Genomic DNA, 17300 nt, shown 5'->3' with positions numbered 1-17300 from the left:
GAAAAAAATGTTTGAGTGGTTAAAGGATAAATTAAAGAAACAAGAAGATAAAAAAGAAAATGCAGAAAATGATAATTTAGAGGAAAATGTAGAAGAGAGTATCGAGAAAATAAAAATAGATGATCCTTTAGAGGGAAATGGCGAGAATTCTGAATTAGAAGATAAGGATGAATTAAAAAAAGAGAATGACGAAAATTTTAAAACATCAGAAAGTAATGAGAAGGACTTAATAACTGATGAAATTGAAAAAGATGAAGAACAAGTAGTAAATGAAGAAAATTCTACTAAAGAAGATAATATAAAAGAAGAATTAGAAAATATAGAAATACAAGAGGAAGAAATAGATGAGATTAATATTTCTAATGATGTAGAAAATTTAAAAGAGCCTTCATTAATAGAAACTGATGCTATAAGTAATATAAAAGAAGAAAAAGAAACTCAAGAAGAAAATTTAGAGAACAAAGATGAAGCTATTGAAGATAAAAATCTAGAAGATAAAGAAACAACAAGTGAAGAAGAGAATTTAGATAAAAATACAGATTTTATTAAAGAAGATAATAGTGAAGAGATAAAAGAAAAAGAAGAACCGAAAAAGACTTCTTTATTCCAAAGATTAAAAGAGGGATTAGATAAAACTAGAAAAGAAGTCGGAATAAAAATAAATACTGTAATTGGCTCTTATGTAAAAATTGATGATGAAATGTTGGAAGATTTGGAAGATATTTTAATTTCAGCTGATGTTGGTATGGAAACCACGATGAAATTAATTGATAATCTTCGTGAAACTATTATAAGGGAAAAGATTAACGACCCAGAGGAAGTTAAACCACTTTTAATGCAAGAAGCTAAGAAACTTATGAACCCAGAACTCAATACTCCTATAAATACAGACCCACCTGTTATAATTTTAGTAGTAGGAGTTAATGGCGTAGGAAAAACAACAACTATTGGAAAACTTTCTGCAAGATTTAAAAGTGAAAATAAATCTGTATTAGTATGTGCGGCGGATACTTTTAGAGCAGCTGCTATTGATCAACTAAGAGAATGGGGCAATAGAGCGAATGTAGATGTTATAAGTCATGATGAAGGCTCTGACCCTGCATCTGTTGTATTTGATGCTATTGAAGCAGCCAAGGCTAGGAGTACTGATGTGTTAATTGTAGATACTGCTGGTAGACTTCACAATAAATCTAATCTAATGAAGGAGCTCGAAAAAATTAATAGAATTATTTCAAATAAATTTCCTGAAGCGAATCGTGAAAATTTATTAGTCTTAGACTCAACTACAGGACAAAACGCAATTAATCAAGCAAAAACTTTTAAAGAAGTGACAGACATAACTGGAATTGCACTCACTAAACTTGATGGCACTGCTAAAGGTGGAGTTGTAATTGCACTTCAATCAGAACTTAATATTCCGATAAAATTAATAGGAGTGGGAGAAGGAATTGACGATTTGCAAGATTTTGACATTGATAATTTCTTAGAAACAATTTTTAGTTGATTATAAAAATAAAATTTAAAAATTATTATAAGTAGGTTTTGATGCCTACTTTTTTTAGTTATTAGTAATAAAATCGGTTAAGAAATAATTAAAAAATTTGTTGACATATTAAAATCTATTAGTTAAAATAATATAGGTCAAGTAAAAAGGTTGACCTCGCTAGAAAAATGGTGATATAAATGGATGAAAAATTTTTTAGGATGAACAGCTTACTTGATTTTTATGGAAATCTTCTTACAGAAAAGCAAAAGAAAGCTGCTTATATGTACTATATTTATGATTGTACTATAAATGAAATATCAGATGAGTTAAACATTTCTAAACAAGCAGTATTTGACAATTTAAAAAGAGCTGAGAATAATTTAGAAGAATTTGAAGAGAAACTTCAATTAATAAAAAATTCTAAGACAGAAGAAGAAAATAAAGAAATAAAAAGAAAAAAAATTGAAACTATTTTAGAAAGTATTGAAGAGGATTCTTTAACAAAAAATAATATCTTAAAAATTAAAGAACTTAAAGAAATACTTATTGACTAGGAGGTGGATTTTTGGTATTCGAAAGTTTATCCGATAAATTGCAAAATACTTTAAAAAACTTGACAGGCAAAGGAAAGTTAAACGAGAAAGATATTGACGCAGCTATGCGAGAAGTGAAACTTGCTCTTCTTGAAGCTGATGTTAATTTTAAAGTTGTAAAGGATTTTGTAAAAACTGTAAAAGAAAGAGCTTTGGGAAAAGAAGTTTTAGAATCTTTAACTCCAGGCCAACAAGTTATAAAAATTGTAAATGAAGAACTCACAAACTTAATGGGAACAAATGAAGTCAAATTGGATCTTTCTAAAAAACCGACAGTTATTATGATGTGCGGTCTTCAAGGAGCAGGTAAAACCACAACTAGTGGTAAACTTGCAAATAAATTAAAAAAAGATGGAAAAAGACCTCTTTTAGTGGCTTGTGATGTTTACAGACCAGCTGCCATAAAGCAGTTACAAGTTGTTGGCAAATCAGTAGACACTCCAGTTTTTACTATGGGAGATAAAATTTCTCCTGTGGACATTTCTAAAGCAGCACTAGAACATGCAAAGAAAAATGGAAATGATGTAGTTATCATTGATACCGCAGGTAGACTTCACATAGACGAAAAATTAATGAAGGAACTTCAAGATATTCATGAGGAAATAAATCCTTCAGAAGTTCTTCTTGTTCTTGATGCAATGACTGGTCAAGATGCAGTTAATGTTGCAGACACTTTTGACGATATGCTAAAGCTTACTGGTGTAATACTTACTAAACTTGATGGAGATGCAAGAGGTGGTGCGGCACTATCAATTAGGTCAGTTACAGATGTTCCAATTAAGTTTATTGCCAGTGGAGAAAAGATGGATAATATAGAAGTCTTTCATCCAGATAGAATGGCATCCAGAATACTTGGAATGGGAGATGTGCTTTCCCTAATCGAAAAAGCACAAAATGCAGTTGATGATAAAAAGGCTAAAGAACTTGAGGAAAAGTTGAGAAAGTCAACTTTTACTTTTGAGGATTTCTTAGATCAAATGCAACAAATGAAAAATATGGGACCTCTTGAAGATATTATTGGAATGATTCCAGGAGTTGACAACAAAGCTTTAAAAAATATAAATCTTCCTGAAAATGAGTTTGCAAAGGTTGAAGCTATAATTCTTTCTATGACTAAGAAAGAAAGGTTAAAGCCTGAAATAATTGACTCTTCAAGAAGAAAAAGAATTGCAAAAGGTTCTGGAACTAGTCCAGCAGATGTCAACAAACTTATTAAACAGTTTAAAGATATGAGAAAAATGATGAAACAATTTAGTAACATGTCTAAAAATATGGGAAGAAGAAAGTTTAAACTACCTTTTTCCTTTTAAAGTAGCTTATATATTTTAATATATAAATTTTATTTTGGAGGTGAATAATTTGTCAGTTAAAATTAGATTAAGAAGAATGGGTGCTAAGAAAAAACCCTTTTATAGAATAGTTGTAGCAGACTCTAGAAGCCCTAGAGATGGAAAGTTCATTGAGGAGATTGGTTATTATAATCCGCTAACTTCTCCTAAGAAAGTTGTTGTAGATGCAGAAAAGGCTAATAATTGGATTAAAAATGGTGCAAAGCCTACTGATACAGTTGATAGACTTTTTAGAGAAAATTCAGTTTATAGTTCAAATGAAAATTCTAAAAATACAACAGGAACAAGTGAATCAGAAGCTACTGAATAACAGTATGTTTGGAGGACCAAAATGGTTGAATTAATTGAATATATTGCTAAATCTTTAGTTGATGATCCTTCTTCAGTTGATGTAAAAAGTGAAGAAAATGGTGATGTTATTAACATTACACTTAAAGTAGCATCAAGTGATATGGGAAAAATTATTGGTAAACAAGGTAGAATTGCAAAGGCAATTAGAGCAATTATAAAGGCTGTTTCACTTAAAGAAAATGTAAAGGTTAATTTAGAAATTGAAGAATATTAAAGATTCAATTACCTGTATTGGTAAAATTATAAACACTCATGGCATAAAGGGAGAACTTAAAGTTGAACCTTATACTTTTGATAACAAAAGATTTTTAAAGTTAAAAAATGTTTATGTTGGGGATAATTTAGAAGAATTTTATATAAAAAAAGCTCGGATAAATAATTTTATTTATATAACCTTTGAGGGCTATGAAGATATAAATGAAGTTTTAAATTTAAAGGGTAGTGAAATTTACATTAATGATAAAGATAGACTAACTTTAAAAAAAGATCAGTACTACATTTCTGATATAATTGGAAAAAAGGTTTATGATACTGATAAAAATTATATTGGAGTTTTGAAAAATGTTCTTGAATATCCAGCTAATGACATTTTTTTAATTGAAAGTGATGATAAAGAAATTTATCAGATACCTGCAGTTAAAGAATTTGTTAAAAAAATAGATTCCACAATAACTATAAAGTTAATAGAAGGAATGATTTTGTGAAGATTAGTGTTTTGACATTATTTCCAGATTTCATTAATCACATTAGAGATTTTTCTATTGTAGGAAGGGCCATTGGAGAAGGAAAATTAGATCTTGAAACGGTTGATATAAGAGATTTTGCTATAAATAAGTATCTTCAAGTTGATGATTATCCCTATGGTGGTGGACCTGGTATGTTAATGCAAGTAAAACCAATAGTAGAAGCAATAGAATCTGTAAAAGAGAATAATTCTAAAGTTTATTATATGTCGCCACAGGGAAAAGTTTTAACTCAGCAAAAATTAAAAGAGTTAAAAGAAGAAGAACATATAATACTTTTAAATGGTCATTATGAAGGAATAGACAATAGGGTTATTGAAAATTATGTTGATGAAGAAATTTCTATTGGAGATTATGTATTAACTGGTGGAGAATTGGCATCTATGGTTGTAATAGATGGAGTATCTAGATTATTAGATGGAGTTCTTTCTAGTGATGAATCTTTTAAAGATGAATCTCACTACAATGGATTATTGGAACATCCACAATACACTAGACCTAAAGAATTTAGAGGGCTTACTGTCCCGGATATTCTTTTAAGTGGAGATCATGAGAAAATTAGAAAATATAGACTTATTGAATCTATAAAAAATACTTTACAGAAAAGGCCAGATTTATTAGAAAATAAAAACTTAAATGATGAAGAAAAAGATATATTAAAAGATTTATTGGAAGGAGGTAAAGACAATGGATTATATTAAAGCTATTGAAAATGAACAAATAAATGAAAATTTACCAAAATTTAATGTTGGAGATACTGTAAGTGTTCACTACAAAATCATTGAAGGCGAAAGACAAAGAGTTCAAGTTTTTGATGGTACTGTATTAAAAATTCAAGGTAAAGGTTCAAGAAAAACTTTTACAGTTAGAAGAATTTCTTACGGAATTGGAGTTGAAAGAACTTTCCTTCTTAATTCTCCAAGAATTGCAGATCTTGTTGTTACAAGAAAAGGTAGTGTAAGACGTGCTAAACTCTACTATCTCAGAGATAGACAAGGTAAGGCTGCAAAAGTTAAAGAAAGAAATAATTACTGAGAATGGGACTTTAAGTCCTATTTTTAGTATCTTTTATTTTGAACAAATAATTAAAAAAAAGGGTGATATTTATGAAAAAACTTTTTCTAGGAATTTTTTTGATCTTAATTTTGGCGGTAGGTGCTTTTTTATTTGTTGAAAATAGAGGAACTACTAAAATTTCCACAAAATACGATGACTTTAATTTTATAACAGAAGATAGAGATATAGACAAAGATGATTTCTGCATTGAAGATGGAATGATTTATCTTTCTTACGACTATATTAAAAAATATTTAGATAAAAATATTAGCTATGATAAATCAACAGATGAAGTAAAACTTAAAAACGATCATGCTAATAAAATTTTAAAAATAAATGAATACAAGGCAAAATTTAATAATGGAGAGATTGATTTGAGATCTCCTGTTATCAAAAAAAATGGCAAAATTATGCTTCCAATTGAAGCATTTATATATGATTACGATGTTAATCTAAGATACAACAAAGATATTAGACTTCTATTATTGGATTATAAAGATAAAGAATATAATTTAACTAAGACTAAAAAAGAAACTCTTCTTAGAGAAGACAGTTCTAAGAGAAGTCCTATAATAAAAAAACTACCTGAAAAAGAAGAACTATATGTTTATGGTGAAAAAGGAAATTCTTATAAAGTTAGAATGGTAGAAGGTTATGTTGGTTATGTATCAAAGGAAGATGTAGATGAAAATTTTGAAAAAAAAGTTTTAAAAACATCAAATAAAAATATTTCAACAGATTTAATCAATTTAACTTGGGATTATACTTATGCAGAACATTCTGATAAAAAAATTGAAAGTATAAAAAATATAAATGGACTTGATGTGATTATCCCTACATGGTTCTCTATAAGGAATGAAAATGGGGATATGATTGACAGAGGAAATCAAAATTATATTAAGAAATATAATGAGATGGGAGTAGATGTTTGGGCATACCTTGATAATTCTTTTGACCCAGATATAACCCATAAGGCTTTGTCAAACAAAGAAACTAGAAAAAAGATTATAAATAAAACTTTAGAACTTTGTAATAAATATAATATGAAAGGAATCAATATAGACTTCGAACATACCTATGTAGATGATAGAGATAATATAACAGCTTTTGTAGAGGAATTAAGAGAAAGTGCTGGAGATAATTTTATAATTACCGTTGATGTTACACCACAAATATCTTCTGATGTGACTAAAGAGCCATATGATAGAAAAGCCCTTTCAGAAATTTCTGACTATATTGTTGTAATGGCTTATGATCAACATTGGGCTTCATCAGATGAATCAGGATCAGTTGCTCAATATAAATGGGTTGAAGGTAGTATAAATGTTTTATTCAAAAATATTCCTAACAAAAAAATGATTTTAGGCGTTCCTCTTTACACTAGACTTTGGAAAGAAAGTGGTGGAAAAGTTACATCTAAAACAATTTCTATGGATGATGTGGCAAATTTAATTGCTTCAAAAGATTTAAAACCAACATGGGATAAGGAATCTCAACAAAATTATATTGAATATGAAGAAAATGGTTCAACTTATAAAATTTGGATTGAAGATGCAAATTCTATTGAGAAAAAAGTTTCTTTGGTAAATAAATATAATTTAGCTGGAGTTGGAAGTTGGAGACTTGGATTTGAAACTAATAATATTTGGGATGTAATATCAAAAGAATTAGATAAAACAAATAAAAATTGACAATTTCGCTTTATAAGTATAGAATTAAGATGTATTTAACAATATTTTTAATAGGATGTGTTTAAAATTTTACCTGATACACACAAAATTGTGGCAAAAATTGTTCACGATAGAATAAAAGAGAAATACGAAATTAATTTAAATTTAGAAAAAATGCTTTGGGGTTCAATAGCTCCTGATGTGCTCCCTTATTATAAAACTAAAAGACATTATTTTGATGAGTCTGGAGATTATATTGCAAGGGAAATAAGTAAATTAATTTATTTTTCAAGGTACTCATATTCTGAAGGAAATGAAAGTAAATTATTTATTAATTATATCAGTAAAAAACTTGGGATAATTATGCATTATCTATGTGATTTTGTTTGTTATCCTCATGCTTATAGAATGACTTTTGTAGATAATTTTAGAAAACATGTCAAATATGAACAAGATTTAGCTATTTATGCAAGAGAGAATAAGTATTTAGAAGAACATTTTATTGATACAATTAAATCCGAAAATATTAATTTCTTTGCAAATATAGACCAAAAATTAGAACTCAAAATAAAGAATTATTTAGTTGAGGTAATAAAAGAATATAAAAGTTCAAATCATAGTTTTGATAATGATTTAAACTTTGCATTAAATTTGTCTACAAATATTTCGCTTTTAGTAATAGAATCAATACTTGATTACGGCGAGGAATTAGATATACAATTTATTTGATAAAATTCTTTCATCCATTATGGGTGAAAGTTTTTTTAAAATTATGGAGGAAAAAGATGAGAAACAATTCGAGTGCGACAGAATTAGACCTTAGAGAAACTCAGATAGCAATAAAATCTGTAAAGGATTATTTCCAAAGAGATTTGGCAAATACTTTAAACCTTCAAAGAGTTTCTGCACCACTTTTTGTAAGACCAGAAACAGGCCTAAATGACAATTTAAATGGAGAAAAAGCAGTTGATTTCAATCTTAGACAATATGGCATAAATGTTGAAATTGTACAATCCTTGGCAAAATGGAAAAGGAACGCTTTAAAGGAATATGATTTTAATATGTATGAAGGTATTTATGCTGATATGAATGCCATAAGAGCAGAAGAAGAACTTGATGAAATTCATTCATCTTATGTTGATCAATGGGATTGGGAAAAAATAATTGATAAATCTGATAGGAATAAAGAATATCTTTTTTTAACTGTAAAAGAAATATATTCTGTGTTCAAAAGGACAGAAGAGTATATAAATCAAACTTATCCTTATATTTTGTCAAAAAAGTTACCAGATGAAATTTTCTTTATAACTTCTCAGGAATTAGAAGATTTATATCCTGATAAAACTTCTAAAGAAAGAGAAAAATTGATTTGTAAAGACAAAGGTGCTGTCTTTATAATGGGTATTGGAAATAAGTTAAATTCTGGAAAACCACACGACGATAGAAGTCCTGATTATGATGATTGGAATTTAAATGGGGATATTTTACTTTGGGATGAAGTGTTAAAAAACTCAATAGAAGTTTCAAGTATGGGTATTCGTGTTGATGAAAACTCTTTAAAGGATCAATGCGAAAAAACAAATACTACTGATAGATTTCAGTTGCCTTATCACAGTGACATTTTAAATGCAAAGCTTCCTTACACAATTGGAGGAGGAATAGGCCAATCTAGAATTTGCATGTTCTTTTTAGAAAAAAGTCATATAGGAGAAGTGCAAGTTGGGGTTTGGGACGAAAACAGTTTGAATTTTTGTAAAGAAAATAAAATAAAGTTATTATAATTCTAATAAATTTATAAATTAGATTTAAATCCTCTTGAAGTTATAGTATAATATTTTTATACGAACTATCGGAGGATTTTTTTATGGAATTGGCACGAAAATTAAATCAAAAACCTTTAAAAACTGTTGCCTTTAAAGATATAAAAAAATACCTAATTGCGAATTTCTTATATAAAGGGGATTTGGATAGTATAAATATTCTTTTAAATATTTACAACATTTACGAGTCTATTGAAAATATTTATCCAAGATATGTTACCCTTGAAAATTTGAGAAAAGATATAATAAAAATTTACAGACAAAAAGATGGAATTGAGCTTATTGCTAGAAATTTATCTAGTTTAATACATGATGATGTCAATAGATTAGAACTTTATTTGTATTTAGAGGGATATAGGTTGGGTTTCAACTCTAAAAAGCATATTAATACTCTTGAAATGATAGCTTTGAAATATTTAACTATTGATGAACTTTATAATAGGAAAAAGCTTTTCCAATATGAATTTAAAAATGAAGAAGTTTTATCTTTTAAGAAATTAATCTTTAAAGAAATTAGAAAAGACAGGCAAATTAGGGTTTTTATAAGAAATACAGTTACAGATGTAAAGAAAAAATTAATTGATGATAAAATTAATAAAATTAATGATCATCTTGATTTACAACTTGTTTTTAAAAGCGAAGACAATGACGTACAAATTGAAGAGCTAGATTCCTATTTAACTGATAGTGAGATAGAAATCCTAAATAATAAAATTTTTAAATTTCTTTACATAGATGGATTTAGAATTTTTAGAAATGGTTTCTGGGATGGAATAAATGATAGAGTTATAAAGAGATATAAATGAGGATAGTTTTGTGCTATCCTTTTTAAAGTGGTGGTAATTTGATAATAATGGGAGTTGATCCAGGAATTGCAATTGTTGGATATGGCTTTGTAGAACTTTTTGGGAATTCTTATAAGGTTCTAGATTATGGTGCTATAACTACTAAGGCAAAGATACCTTTACCAGATAGATTGGATTTGATTTATCAAGAAATGAATGATTTGATAAATCAATATAAACCAGAAGATATTGCCTTTGAAGAATTATTTTTTAATAAAAATGTTAAAACTGCCATAACAGTCGCACAAGCTCGAGGTGTAGAAGTTTTAGCAGCAAAAAAAAGCGGAGCAAATTTATATGAATATACTCCTCTTCAAGTGAAGCAAGCCTTAGTAGGATATGGAAGAGCAACAAAATCGCAAATTCAAGATATGGTTAAAATTATTTTAAACTTAAATAAAGTTCCTAAACCAGATGATGTTGCAGATGCTCTAGCTGTAGCAATAACACATGGAAGTTCTATAAAATTTAAAGAAAGTTTTAGGATGGTATAATGATTGAATTTTTAAGAGGCAGTGTTCATTCTATTGAGGATGGATATTTAGTCTTAGAATCAAATAAAATTGGATATATTGTAAATATGATATCTCGAGAACTTCATACTTTTTATGACAATGAAGAAGTTTTTATTAATATAAGGTTTATTCTTAGAGAAGATGGAGCTACTTTATATGGTTTTAAAGATAGTGAAACTAGAAAATTTTTTGATCTTCTAACAACTGTTTCGGGAATTGGACCAAAACTTGCTATGGGAATTTTAGACGGGGACTATGTAGATAATATTGCAAAATATATTTTATCAAAAGATGAAAAGTCTTTGACTAAGTTGCCAGGAGTGGGAAAAAAAACTGCACAAAGAATTATTGTGGAATTAAAGGATAAAGTTGAAAAGTTAGATTTGAGTTTCAAATGTGAAAAAGATGAGTCTTTAATTTTTGAAAAAAATGAGGATCCAGCTGTTGAGGCACTTATTTCATTGGGTTATAATGTATATGATGCAAAAAAATCATTAGAAAAAGTAGATGCTTCTCTTGATATATCTGAAAGAATTAAAGAAGCATTAAAATTGATGGGTTGATATTATGGATAAAAATAGACTAGTTGAGCCTGACTTTATTGATGGCGATACCAAAGAAATTAGTTTAAGGCCAAAATGGCTAGATGAATATATTGGTCAAGAAAAAGTAGTTGACAATTTAAAAATTTTTATTGAAGCTGCAAAAAATAGAATGGAACCACTTGATCATACATTATTAAGTGGTCCACCAGGACTTGGTAAAACTACTCTTGCTGGAATTATTGCAAATGAAATGGGAGTTAATCTTAAAGTTACTTCAGGACCTGCAATAGAAAAACAAGGAGATTTGGCTAGTATTCTCACAAATCTTAATAATGACGATGTTCTATTTATAGATGAAATTCATAGACTCAACAAGTCTGTAGAAGAAATATTATATCCAGCTATGGAAGACCATGCACTAGATATAATAATAGGTAAAGGCCCCTCTGCAAGATCAATAAGACTAGATCTCGCACCTTTTACATTAATTGGTGCAACTACTAGAGCTGGAATGCTAACTTCTCCTCTTCGAGATAGATTTGGTGTAATGTTAAAATTAGATCTTTATGATGAGAAATCTTTAGTGGAAATAATTATGAGGTCTGCTAATATTTTAAATATACCTATTGAAAGTAAGGGAGCAAGAGAAATAGCAAAAAGATCTCGAGGAACTCCAAGAATTGCAAATAGACTTTTAAAAAGAGTAAGAGATTATGCAGAAGTAAAAGAAAATGGAGTTATAACTACAAAAGTAGCAATTAAAGGTCTTAATCTTCTTGAGATTGATAAATTTGGTCTTGATAATATAGACAGAAGGATAATTTTGACTATGATTGAAAAGTTTGATGGAAGACCAGTAGGAATAGATACTATTTCTGCGGCAATAGGAGAAGATAAGGTTACTGTTGAAGATGTATATGAGCCTTATTTAATGCAAATAGGTTTTATAACGAGAACCCCAAGAGGGAGAATAGCCACTAGAAGAGCTTATGACCATTTCGGTATAGAGTATAAAGGAGATTGATATGAAAAAATTTTTATTTTTGACTATTTTTTTAATACTATTGCCATTAAATATTTTCGCAAAAGAAAATTATGACAAACTAGATATAAAGATAGGAAATTCTGTTAAAGCAAAGGAAGAAGTGAAGTTAAAGTCTTTAATTGATTTAAAAATTATAACTTCTGATGACCAAATAGTAAATGATACAAAGAATAAAGAAATAACTATTTTATTTGATGGCAAGGATATTAATGTAGAAGGAAAAAATTTTGAAATAAAAAAATTTCCTCAAGATGGAGCTTTCTTGATAAATTCAGAATCACCAATTTATATTGATAAGATAAAAAGAAGTTATAGGGGGTCTATTAGCTTTAGAATAAATAATGGGAAATTAGACATTATAAATAATGTGAATATGGATGATTACTTAAAGGGAGTTTTGCCAAAAGAAATGAGCCCAGAGTTTCCAATGGAATCTTTAAAAGCACAAGCCCTTTGCTCAAGATCTTTTGCAATAAATAATTACAATAAATTTATTAAAAAAGGATACAATTTAGACGATACAACAAGTTCACAAGTTTACTTTGGAAAAGATGTAGAAGATGAAAAAACAAATAAAGCAGTGGATTCTACTTTAAATGAAGTTATAAAATATAATGGAAAGGTTGCTGAAACTATTTTTTGTGCATCTTCTGGAGGTTTTACTGTGGCATCGGATGAAGCTTGGGGCGGAAATTCTGTTCCTTATTTAATAACACATGAAGATCCATATTCAACTCATCCATGGAAATATGAATTAAAGGATAAGGATTTTGAAAAACTTGGAATATCTGGTATAAATAGCGTTAATGTGGAGAGTTTTAAAGATTCAAAAAGAGTAGACAATATTATCTTTAATACTTCTCAAGGTGATGTGAAATTAAAAGCAAATGATTTTAGAAAAAAAATTGGGAATACTATTATAAAATCCACACTTTTTGATATAAAGGTTGATGGAAATAAAGTGCTTGTTTCTGGCAATGGATATGGACATGGTGTTGGAATGAGTCAATATGGTGCAGTTGAAATGGCAAAAAAAGGACAAGATTACAAAAAAATCATTGATTTTTATTTTCCAGGAACAAATATTGAAAAATTAAATTGATAGAAGGACAAAATGAAGACAAAAGATTTTTATTATGATTTACCAAGGAAATTAATAGCACAACATCCTACTGAAAGAAGGGATCACTCTAGGCTCCTTGTTTTAAATAAAAAAACTGGAGAAATGGAGCACAAACATTTTTATGACATAATAGATTATTTAAATGAAGGCGATGTTTTAGTTTTAAATGACACAAAGGTAATGCCTGCAAGAATTTATGGTCATAGAAAAGATAAAGAAGAAAAAATTGAATTTCTTCTTTTAAATAGAAAAAATGACGTATGGGAATGTCTATCTAAACCTGGCAAAAAAGCAAAAATTGGAACGGAAATTATTTTTAGCGACAAATTATCTGCTGAAGTAGTTGATATATCTGATGATGGTTCAAGATTTTTGAAGTTTGAATATGATGGAATATTTGAAGAAATTTTAGATGAGCTTGGTGAAATGCCACTTCCACCTTATATTACAGAAAAATTAGAAGATAAAAATAGATATCAAACTGTTTATGCAAGGGAAGAAGGATCGGCTGCAGCTCCAACTGCAGGGCTTCATTTTACAAAGGAACTTCTTGATAAAGTTAAAAATAAAGGTGTGGAAATTTGTTATATAACTCTTCATGTTGGTCTAGGAACTTTTAGACCTGTAAAAGTTGAAAATATTGATGAACATGAGATGCATTCTGAATTTTATATAATGACTGAAGAAGTTGCAGATAAAATTAATTCTGCAAAAGAAAGAGGAAATAGAGTTATAGCAGTTGGGACTACTAGTGTAAGGACAGTGGAATCAATTGCAGATGAAAGTGGAAAAGTTCGCGAAAAAAGTGGTTTTACAAATATTTTCATCTACCCGCCATATAAATTTAAATGTGTAGATGCACTTATTACGAATTTTCATTTGCCAGAATCAACACTTTTAATGTTAGTATCTTCACTTTCATCTAGAGAAATTATTTTAAATGCATACAAAAAAGCTGTAAAAGAAAGATATAGATTCTTTAGTTTTGGAGATGCAATGTTTATAAGGTAGGTTATATGTTTAAGTTTGAACTATTAAAGACAGATAAAAATTCGAAAGCAAGACTTGGTAAGATAACAACAAATCATGGAGAAATTGAAACTCCAATTTTTATGCCTGTTGGAACGAGAGCAACAGTAAAAACAATGACACCTGATGAACTTAGAAAAATAGGGTCACAAATAATTTTATCAAATACTTATCATCTATATTTAAGGCCAGGTACTGAAATTATCGAAAAAGCTGGAGGGCTTCATAAATTTATGAATTGGGATAAACCAATTTTAACTGATTCAGGAGGATTTCAAGTTTTTTCTCTTTCGGACAATAGAAAAATAACAGAAGAAGGAGTATATTTTAGAAGCCATATTGATGGAAGTAAAATGTTTATTTCTCCAGAAAAGTCAATTGATATACAAAATATTTTAGGATCAGACATTATAATGGCATTTGATGAATGTGCACCATATCCTTCTAGTTATGAATATATTGAAAATTCTATGAAAAGAACGCTGAGGTGGGCAGAAAGGTGTAAAGAACATCATAAAAACATAGATAATCAAACTCTTTTTGGAATTATTCAAGGTGGAATGTATAAAGATTTAAGAGAAATTTCTGCAAGAGAGATGGCTGATATGGATTTTAGGGGATATTCTGTCGGAGGACTTTCAGTTGGAGAGCCCATTGACTTAATGAATGAAATTTTAGATCATACAACTAATTTTATGCCAGAAAACAAGCCTAGATATTTAATGGGAGTAGGAAGTCCAGATTATTTATTTGAAGCTGTTGAACGTGGTGTTGATATGGCAGATTGTGTACTTCCAACAAGGATTGCAAGAAATGGAACAGTGCTAACTCATAAGGGTAAAATGGCAATTAAAAATGCAATTTATAAAGATGATTTTTCTCCACTAGATGAAGAATGTGATTGCTACACTTGTAAAAATTTTTCTAAAGCATATATTAGACATCTATTTAATGTAGATGAAATTCTTGGCATGAGGCTTGCGACAATTCACAATTTATATTTTTTATTAGATATGATGAAAAATATTAGAGAGTCTATAAAGGGAGATTATTTTTTAGAGTATAAAAATGATTTTTACAAAAAATATGGATACAAATAATTTCTTGTGAAGTTTTTAAATTATATGTATAATATAATTATAAATGATGATATAAAAAGGAGGTTATCAATGAATCAAAATGCAATGGTAAATCTTATTCCTCTAATTATTATGTTTGTTATATTTTACTTTTTCTTAATTAGACCACAAAAGAAAAAAGCAAATGAAGTTAGCGCTATGCGTGAAAATTTAAAAGTGGGAGATAAAGTAATAACAATAGGTGGAATAATTGGAAAGATTGTTCTTGTAAAAGAAGATTACTTAGTTATTGAAACTTCAACTGACAATACTAAAATTGAAATAATGAAGTGGGGAATTAACGGTACTTACAAAAATAATAAAGAACTTAAAGATAGTGAAGAAGAATAGGAGAATTTATGAAACATATAAAAACACTTACTAATAAAAATTTAAAGAAAACTTATGAAAAAGGCGGATGTGGAGAATGTCAAACATCTTGTCAATCAGCTTGTAAAACTAGTTGCACAGTTGGAAATCAAAAGTGCGAAAATTCTGAAAACTAAGCAAGGGAAACCTTGCTTTATTTTATTTAAAAAGTGCAGAGGGTGAAGAGATGGTAGAAAGAATTCACAAATTTTATTTAAATGATAAATATATAGTTCTTGATATTGCAAGTGGTTCAGTTCATGTAGTAGAAAAGATTGTATATGATATGATAGATGATTATAAAAATTTACGTAAAGATGAAATCATAAATAAATTTTCAAAACTATATAATAAAGAAGATGTAGTAGAAGCTTATGAAGAAATAGATTACTTAACTAAGGAAGGTCTTTTGTTTTCAGAAGATGAGCATTTTAAACTTCCAAAGTATAATCCCCAAAATGTTGTCAAGGCACTTTGCCTTCACGTTGCTCATGATTGTAATTTAAGGTGTAAGTATTGTTTTGCTTCTCAAGGTGATTTTAAAGGAGATAGAAGTTTGATGTCTTTTGAAACAGGAAAGAAAGCATTAGATTTCCTTCTTAAAAATTCTGGGAATAGAAAAAACTTAGAAGTGGATTTTTTTGGTGGAGAGCCACTTATGAATTTTGATTTAGTTAAAAAACTTGTTGAGTATGGTAGAGAAGAAGAAAAAAAATACAACAAACATTTTAGATTTACAATTACAACTAATGGAATGCTTTTAGATGAAGAAATAGAAAATTTTATTAATGAGAATATGGACAATGTGGTTCTTTCTATTGACGGAAGAAAAGAAGTTAATGATGAAATGCGTCCAACTATAAATAAAAAAGGTTCTTACAATGTAATTGTCCCAAAATTTAAGGAATTAATTGAAAAAAGAGGAGATAAAGATTACTTTATCAGAGGAACATTTACTAATGAAAATTTAGATTTTTCTAAAGATTTAAGAGATTTTTATGAAAATGGATTTAAAAAGACTTCCATTGAACCTGTTGTCACTGATGAAAAAGAAAGTTATGCAATAAGAGAAGAACACCTCGATAGAATTTTAGATGAGTATGAAAAAATGAGTAAAGATTATATCGAGATTAGAAAAAAAGATAAAGATTTTTCTTTCTTCCACTTTATAATTGATTTATCACAAGGTCCTTGTATTGTAAAGAGAACTGTTGGATGTGGAGCTGGATCAGAATATGTGGCAATAACTCCTCAAGGAGAGATTTATCCTTGCCATCAATTTGTAGGCGAAGAAGAATTTTTGCTTGGAAATGTAGATGATGGAATTTTAAATACAGAGCTCAGAAATACTTTTAAAAATTCAAATGTGTATACAAATGAAAGTTGTCCAAGCTGTTGGGCAAGATATTATTGCTCAGGTGGATGTCATGCAAATGCATATTATAGCAATAATGATTTGAATAAGCCTTATAAAGTTGGTTGTGAAATGGAAAAAAAGAGAATTGAATGTGCAATATCAGTATTAGCAAATGAAGAATAATTTATCATTACTTTGAACCCGTAGGGGTTCTTTTTTTATTTAAAGTTTACCAATTATAGTCGTTTTGTTTACAAAATTTCTATAATTGTAATTTATAATGAAT

The 17300-nt window shown here is 28.5% G+C and carries 21 protein-coding genes; all 21 read left to right on the top strand.

The window, feature by feature from the left end; translation table 11 throughout:
• Positions 1 to 7 precede the first annotated feature (7 nt).
• The 21 genes from ftsY to scfB all read left to right on the top strand — a co-directional run bounded on the left by ftsY (position 8) and on the right by scfB (position 17197).
• Positions 8 to 1504 carry a signal recognition particle-docking protein FtsY gene (gene ftsY, locus BQ5450_RS00775; protein ID WP_071125647.1) on the top strand — a complete coding sequence of 499 codons (1497 nt, stop codon included), beginning with the start codon at positions 8 to 10 and terminating at the stop codon, positions 1502 to 1504.
• Between the two features lie 179 nt (positions 1505 to 1683).
• The gene (gene ylxM, locus BQ5450_RS00770; RefSeq protein ID WP_010242284.1) at positions 1684 to 2040 is read left to right on the top strand and encodes a YlxM family DNA-binding protein; all 357 of its coding nucleotides are present in this window, start codon (positions 1684 to 1686) and stop codon (positions 2038 to 2040) included.
• Between the two features lie 11 nt (positions 2041 to 2051).
• Entirely contained in the window at positions 2052 to 3389 is a 1338-nt protein-coding gene (ffh, locus tag BQ5450_RS00765; RefSeq protein WP_071125646.1) for a signal recognition particle protein, read from the top strand.
• 49 nt (positions 3390 to 3438) lie between these two features.
• A complete protein-coding gene (gene rpsP, locus BQ5450_RS00760) occupies positions 3439 to 3738 on the top strand; it encodes a 30S ribosomal protein S16 (protein ID WP_010242288.1) in 300 nt (99 codons plus the stop codon).
• 21 nt (positions 3739 to 3759) lie between these two features.
• On the top strand, positions 3760 to 3993 hold the full coding sequence (locus tag BQ5450_RS00755; protein ID WP_010242290.1) for a KH domain-containing protein: 234 nt from the start codon (positions 3760 to 3762) through the stop codon (positions 3991 to 3993).
• Positions 3980 to 4483, top strand: a complete 504-nt coding sequence (gene rimM / locus BQ5450_RS00750) for a ribosome maturation factor RimM (RefSeq protein ID WP_010242291.1) — start codon at positions 3980 to 3982, stop codon at positions 4481 to 4483. Before BQ5450_RS00755 ends, rimM begins: the two co-directional genes overlap by 14 nt.
• On the top strand, positions 4480 to 5223 hold the full coding sequence (gene trmD / locus BQ5450_RS00745; protein ID WP_071125645.1) for a tRNA (guanosine(37)-N1)-methyltransferase TrmD: 744 nt from the start codon (positions 4480 to 4482) through the stop codon (positions 5221 to 5223). The genes rimM and trmD overlap by 4 nt, the downstream gene beginning before the upstream one ends.
• Positions 5210 to 5557, top strand: coding sequence for a 50S ribosomal protein L19 (gene rplS, locus BQ5450_RS00740; RefSeq protein WP_010242293.1), 348 nt, complete (start codon positions 5210 to 5212; stop codon positions 5555 to 5557). The genes trmD and rplS overlap by 14 nt, the downstream gene beginning before the upstream one ends.
• Before the next feature lie 71 nt (positions 5558 to 5628).
• Positions 5629 to 7269 carry a glycosyl hydrolase family 18 protein gene (locus BQ5450_RS00735; protein ID WP_010242295.1) on the top strand — a complete coding sequence of 547 codons (1641 nt, stop codon included), beginning with the start codon at positions 5629 to 5631 and terminating at the stop codon, positions 7267 to 7269.
• Between the two features lie 57 nt (positions 7270 to 7326).
• A complete protein-coding gene (locus BQ5450_RS00730; protein WP_010242297.1) occupies positions 7327 to 7977 on the top strand; it encodes a zinc dependent phospholipase C family protein in 651 nt (216 codons plus the stop codon).
• Between the two features lie 56 nt (positions 7978 to 8033).
• The gene (gene asnA, locus BQ5450_RS00725; protein ID WP_010242298.1) at positions 8034 to 9029 is read left to right on the top strand and encodes an aspartate--ammonia ligase; all 996 of its coding nucleotides are present in this window, start codon (positions 8034 to 8036) and stop codon (positions 9027 to 9029) included.
• An 83-nt stretch (positions 9030 to 9112) separates the two neighbouring features.
• On the top strand, positions 9113 to 9874 hold the full coding sequence (locus BQ5450_RS00720) for a hypothetical protein (RefSeq protein ID WP_071125644.1): 762 nt from the start codon (positions 9113 to 9115) through the stop codon (positions 9872 to 9874).
• 38 nt (positions 9875 to 9912) lie between these two features.
• A complete protein-coding gene (gene ruvC / locus BQ5450_RS00715) occupies positions 9913 to 10407 on the top strand; it encodes a crossover junction endodeoxyribonuclease RuvC (RefSeq protein ID WP_026038547.1) in 495 nt (164 codons plus the stop codon).
• Entirely contained in the window at positions 10407 to 10991 is a 585-nt protein-coding gene (gene ruvA / locus BQ5450_RS00710; RefSeq protein ID WP_010242304.1) for a Holliday junction branch migration protein RuvA, read from the top strand. The genes ruvC and ruvA overlap by 1 nt, the downstream gene beginning before the upstream one ends.
• A 4-nt stretch (positions 10992 to 10995) precedes the next feature.
• A complete protein-coding gene (ruvB, locus tag BQ5450_RS00705) occupies positions 10996 to 11997 on the top strand; it encodes a Holliday junction branch migration DNA helicase RuvB (RefSeq protein WP_071125643.1) in 1002 nt (333 codons plus the stop codon).
• A gap of 1 nt (position 11998) precedes the next feature.
• Positions 11999 to 13120 (top strand): SpoIID/LytB domain-containing protein, encoded by a 1122-nt coding sequence (locus BQ5450_RS00700; protein WP_010242308.1) that lies wholly within the window; start codon positions 11999 to 12001, stop codon positions 13118 to 13120.
• Positions 13121 to 13132: 12 nt separating this feature from the next.
• Complete coding sequence (gene queA / locus BQ5450_RS00695; protein ID WP_071125642.1) at positions 13133 to 14152, top strand: tRNA preQ1(34) S-adenosylmethionine ribosyltransferase-isomerase QueA; 1020 nt, start codon at positions 13133 to 13135, stop codon at positions 14150 to 14152.
• 5 nt (positions 14153 to 14157) lie between these two features.
• Positions 14158 to 15270, top strand: a complete 1113-nt coding sequence (gene tgt / locus BQ5450_RS00690) for a tRNA guanosine(34) transglycosylase Tgt (RefSeq protein ID WP_010242312.1) — start codon at positions 14158 to 14160, stop codon at positions 15268 to 15270.
• 69 nt (positions 15271 to 15339) lie between these two features.
• On the top strand, positions 15340 to 15639 hold the full coding sequence (gene yajC / locus BQ5450_RS00685; protein ID WP_010242314.1) for a preprotein translocase subunit YajC: 300 nt from the start codon (positions 15340 to 15342) through the stop codon (positions 15637 to 15639).
• Between the two features lie 8 nt (positions 15640 to 15647).
• On the top strand, positions 15648 to 15794 hold the full coding sequence (scfA, locus tag BQ5450_RS00680; protein WP_010242317.1) for a six-cysteine ranthipeptide SCIFF: 147 nt from the start codon (positions 15648 to 15650) through the stop codon (positions 15792 to 15794).
• A 50-nt stretch (positions 15795 to 15844) separates the two neighbouring features.
• Entirely contained in the window at positions 15845 to 17197 is a 1353-nt protein-coding gene (gene scfB, locus BQ5450_RS00675; RefSeq protein WP_071125641.1) for a thioether cross-link-forming SCIFF peptide maturase, read from the top strand.
• Positions 17198 to 17300 lie beyond the last annotated feature (103 nt).

It is taken from the genome of Peptoniphilus lacydonensis, from assembly GCF_900106515.1.
Classification (GTDB): domain Bacteria; phylum Bacillota; class Clostridia; order Tissierellales; family Peptoniphilaceae; genus Peptoniphilus_A; species Peptoniphilus_A lacydonensis.
This window is presented reverse-complemented; position numbering and strand designations above follow the sequence as displayed.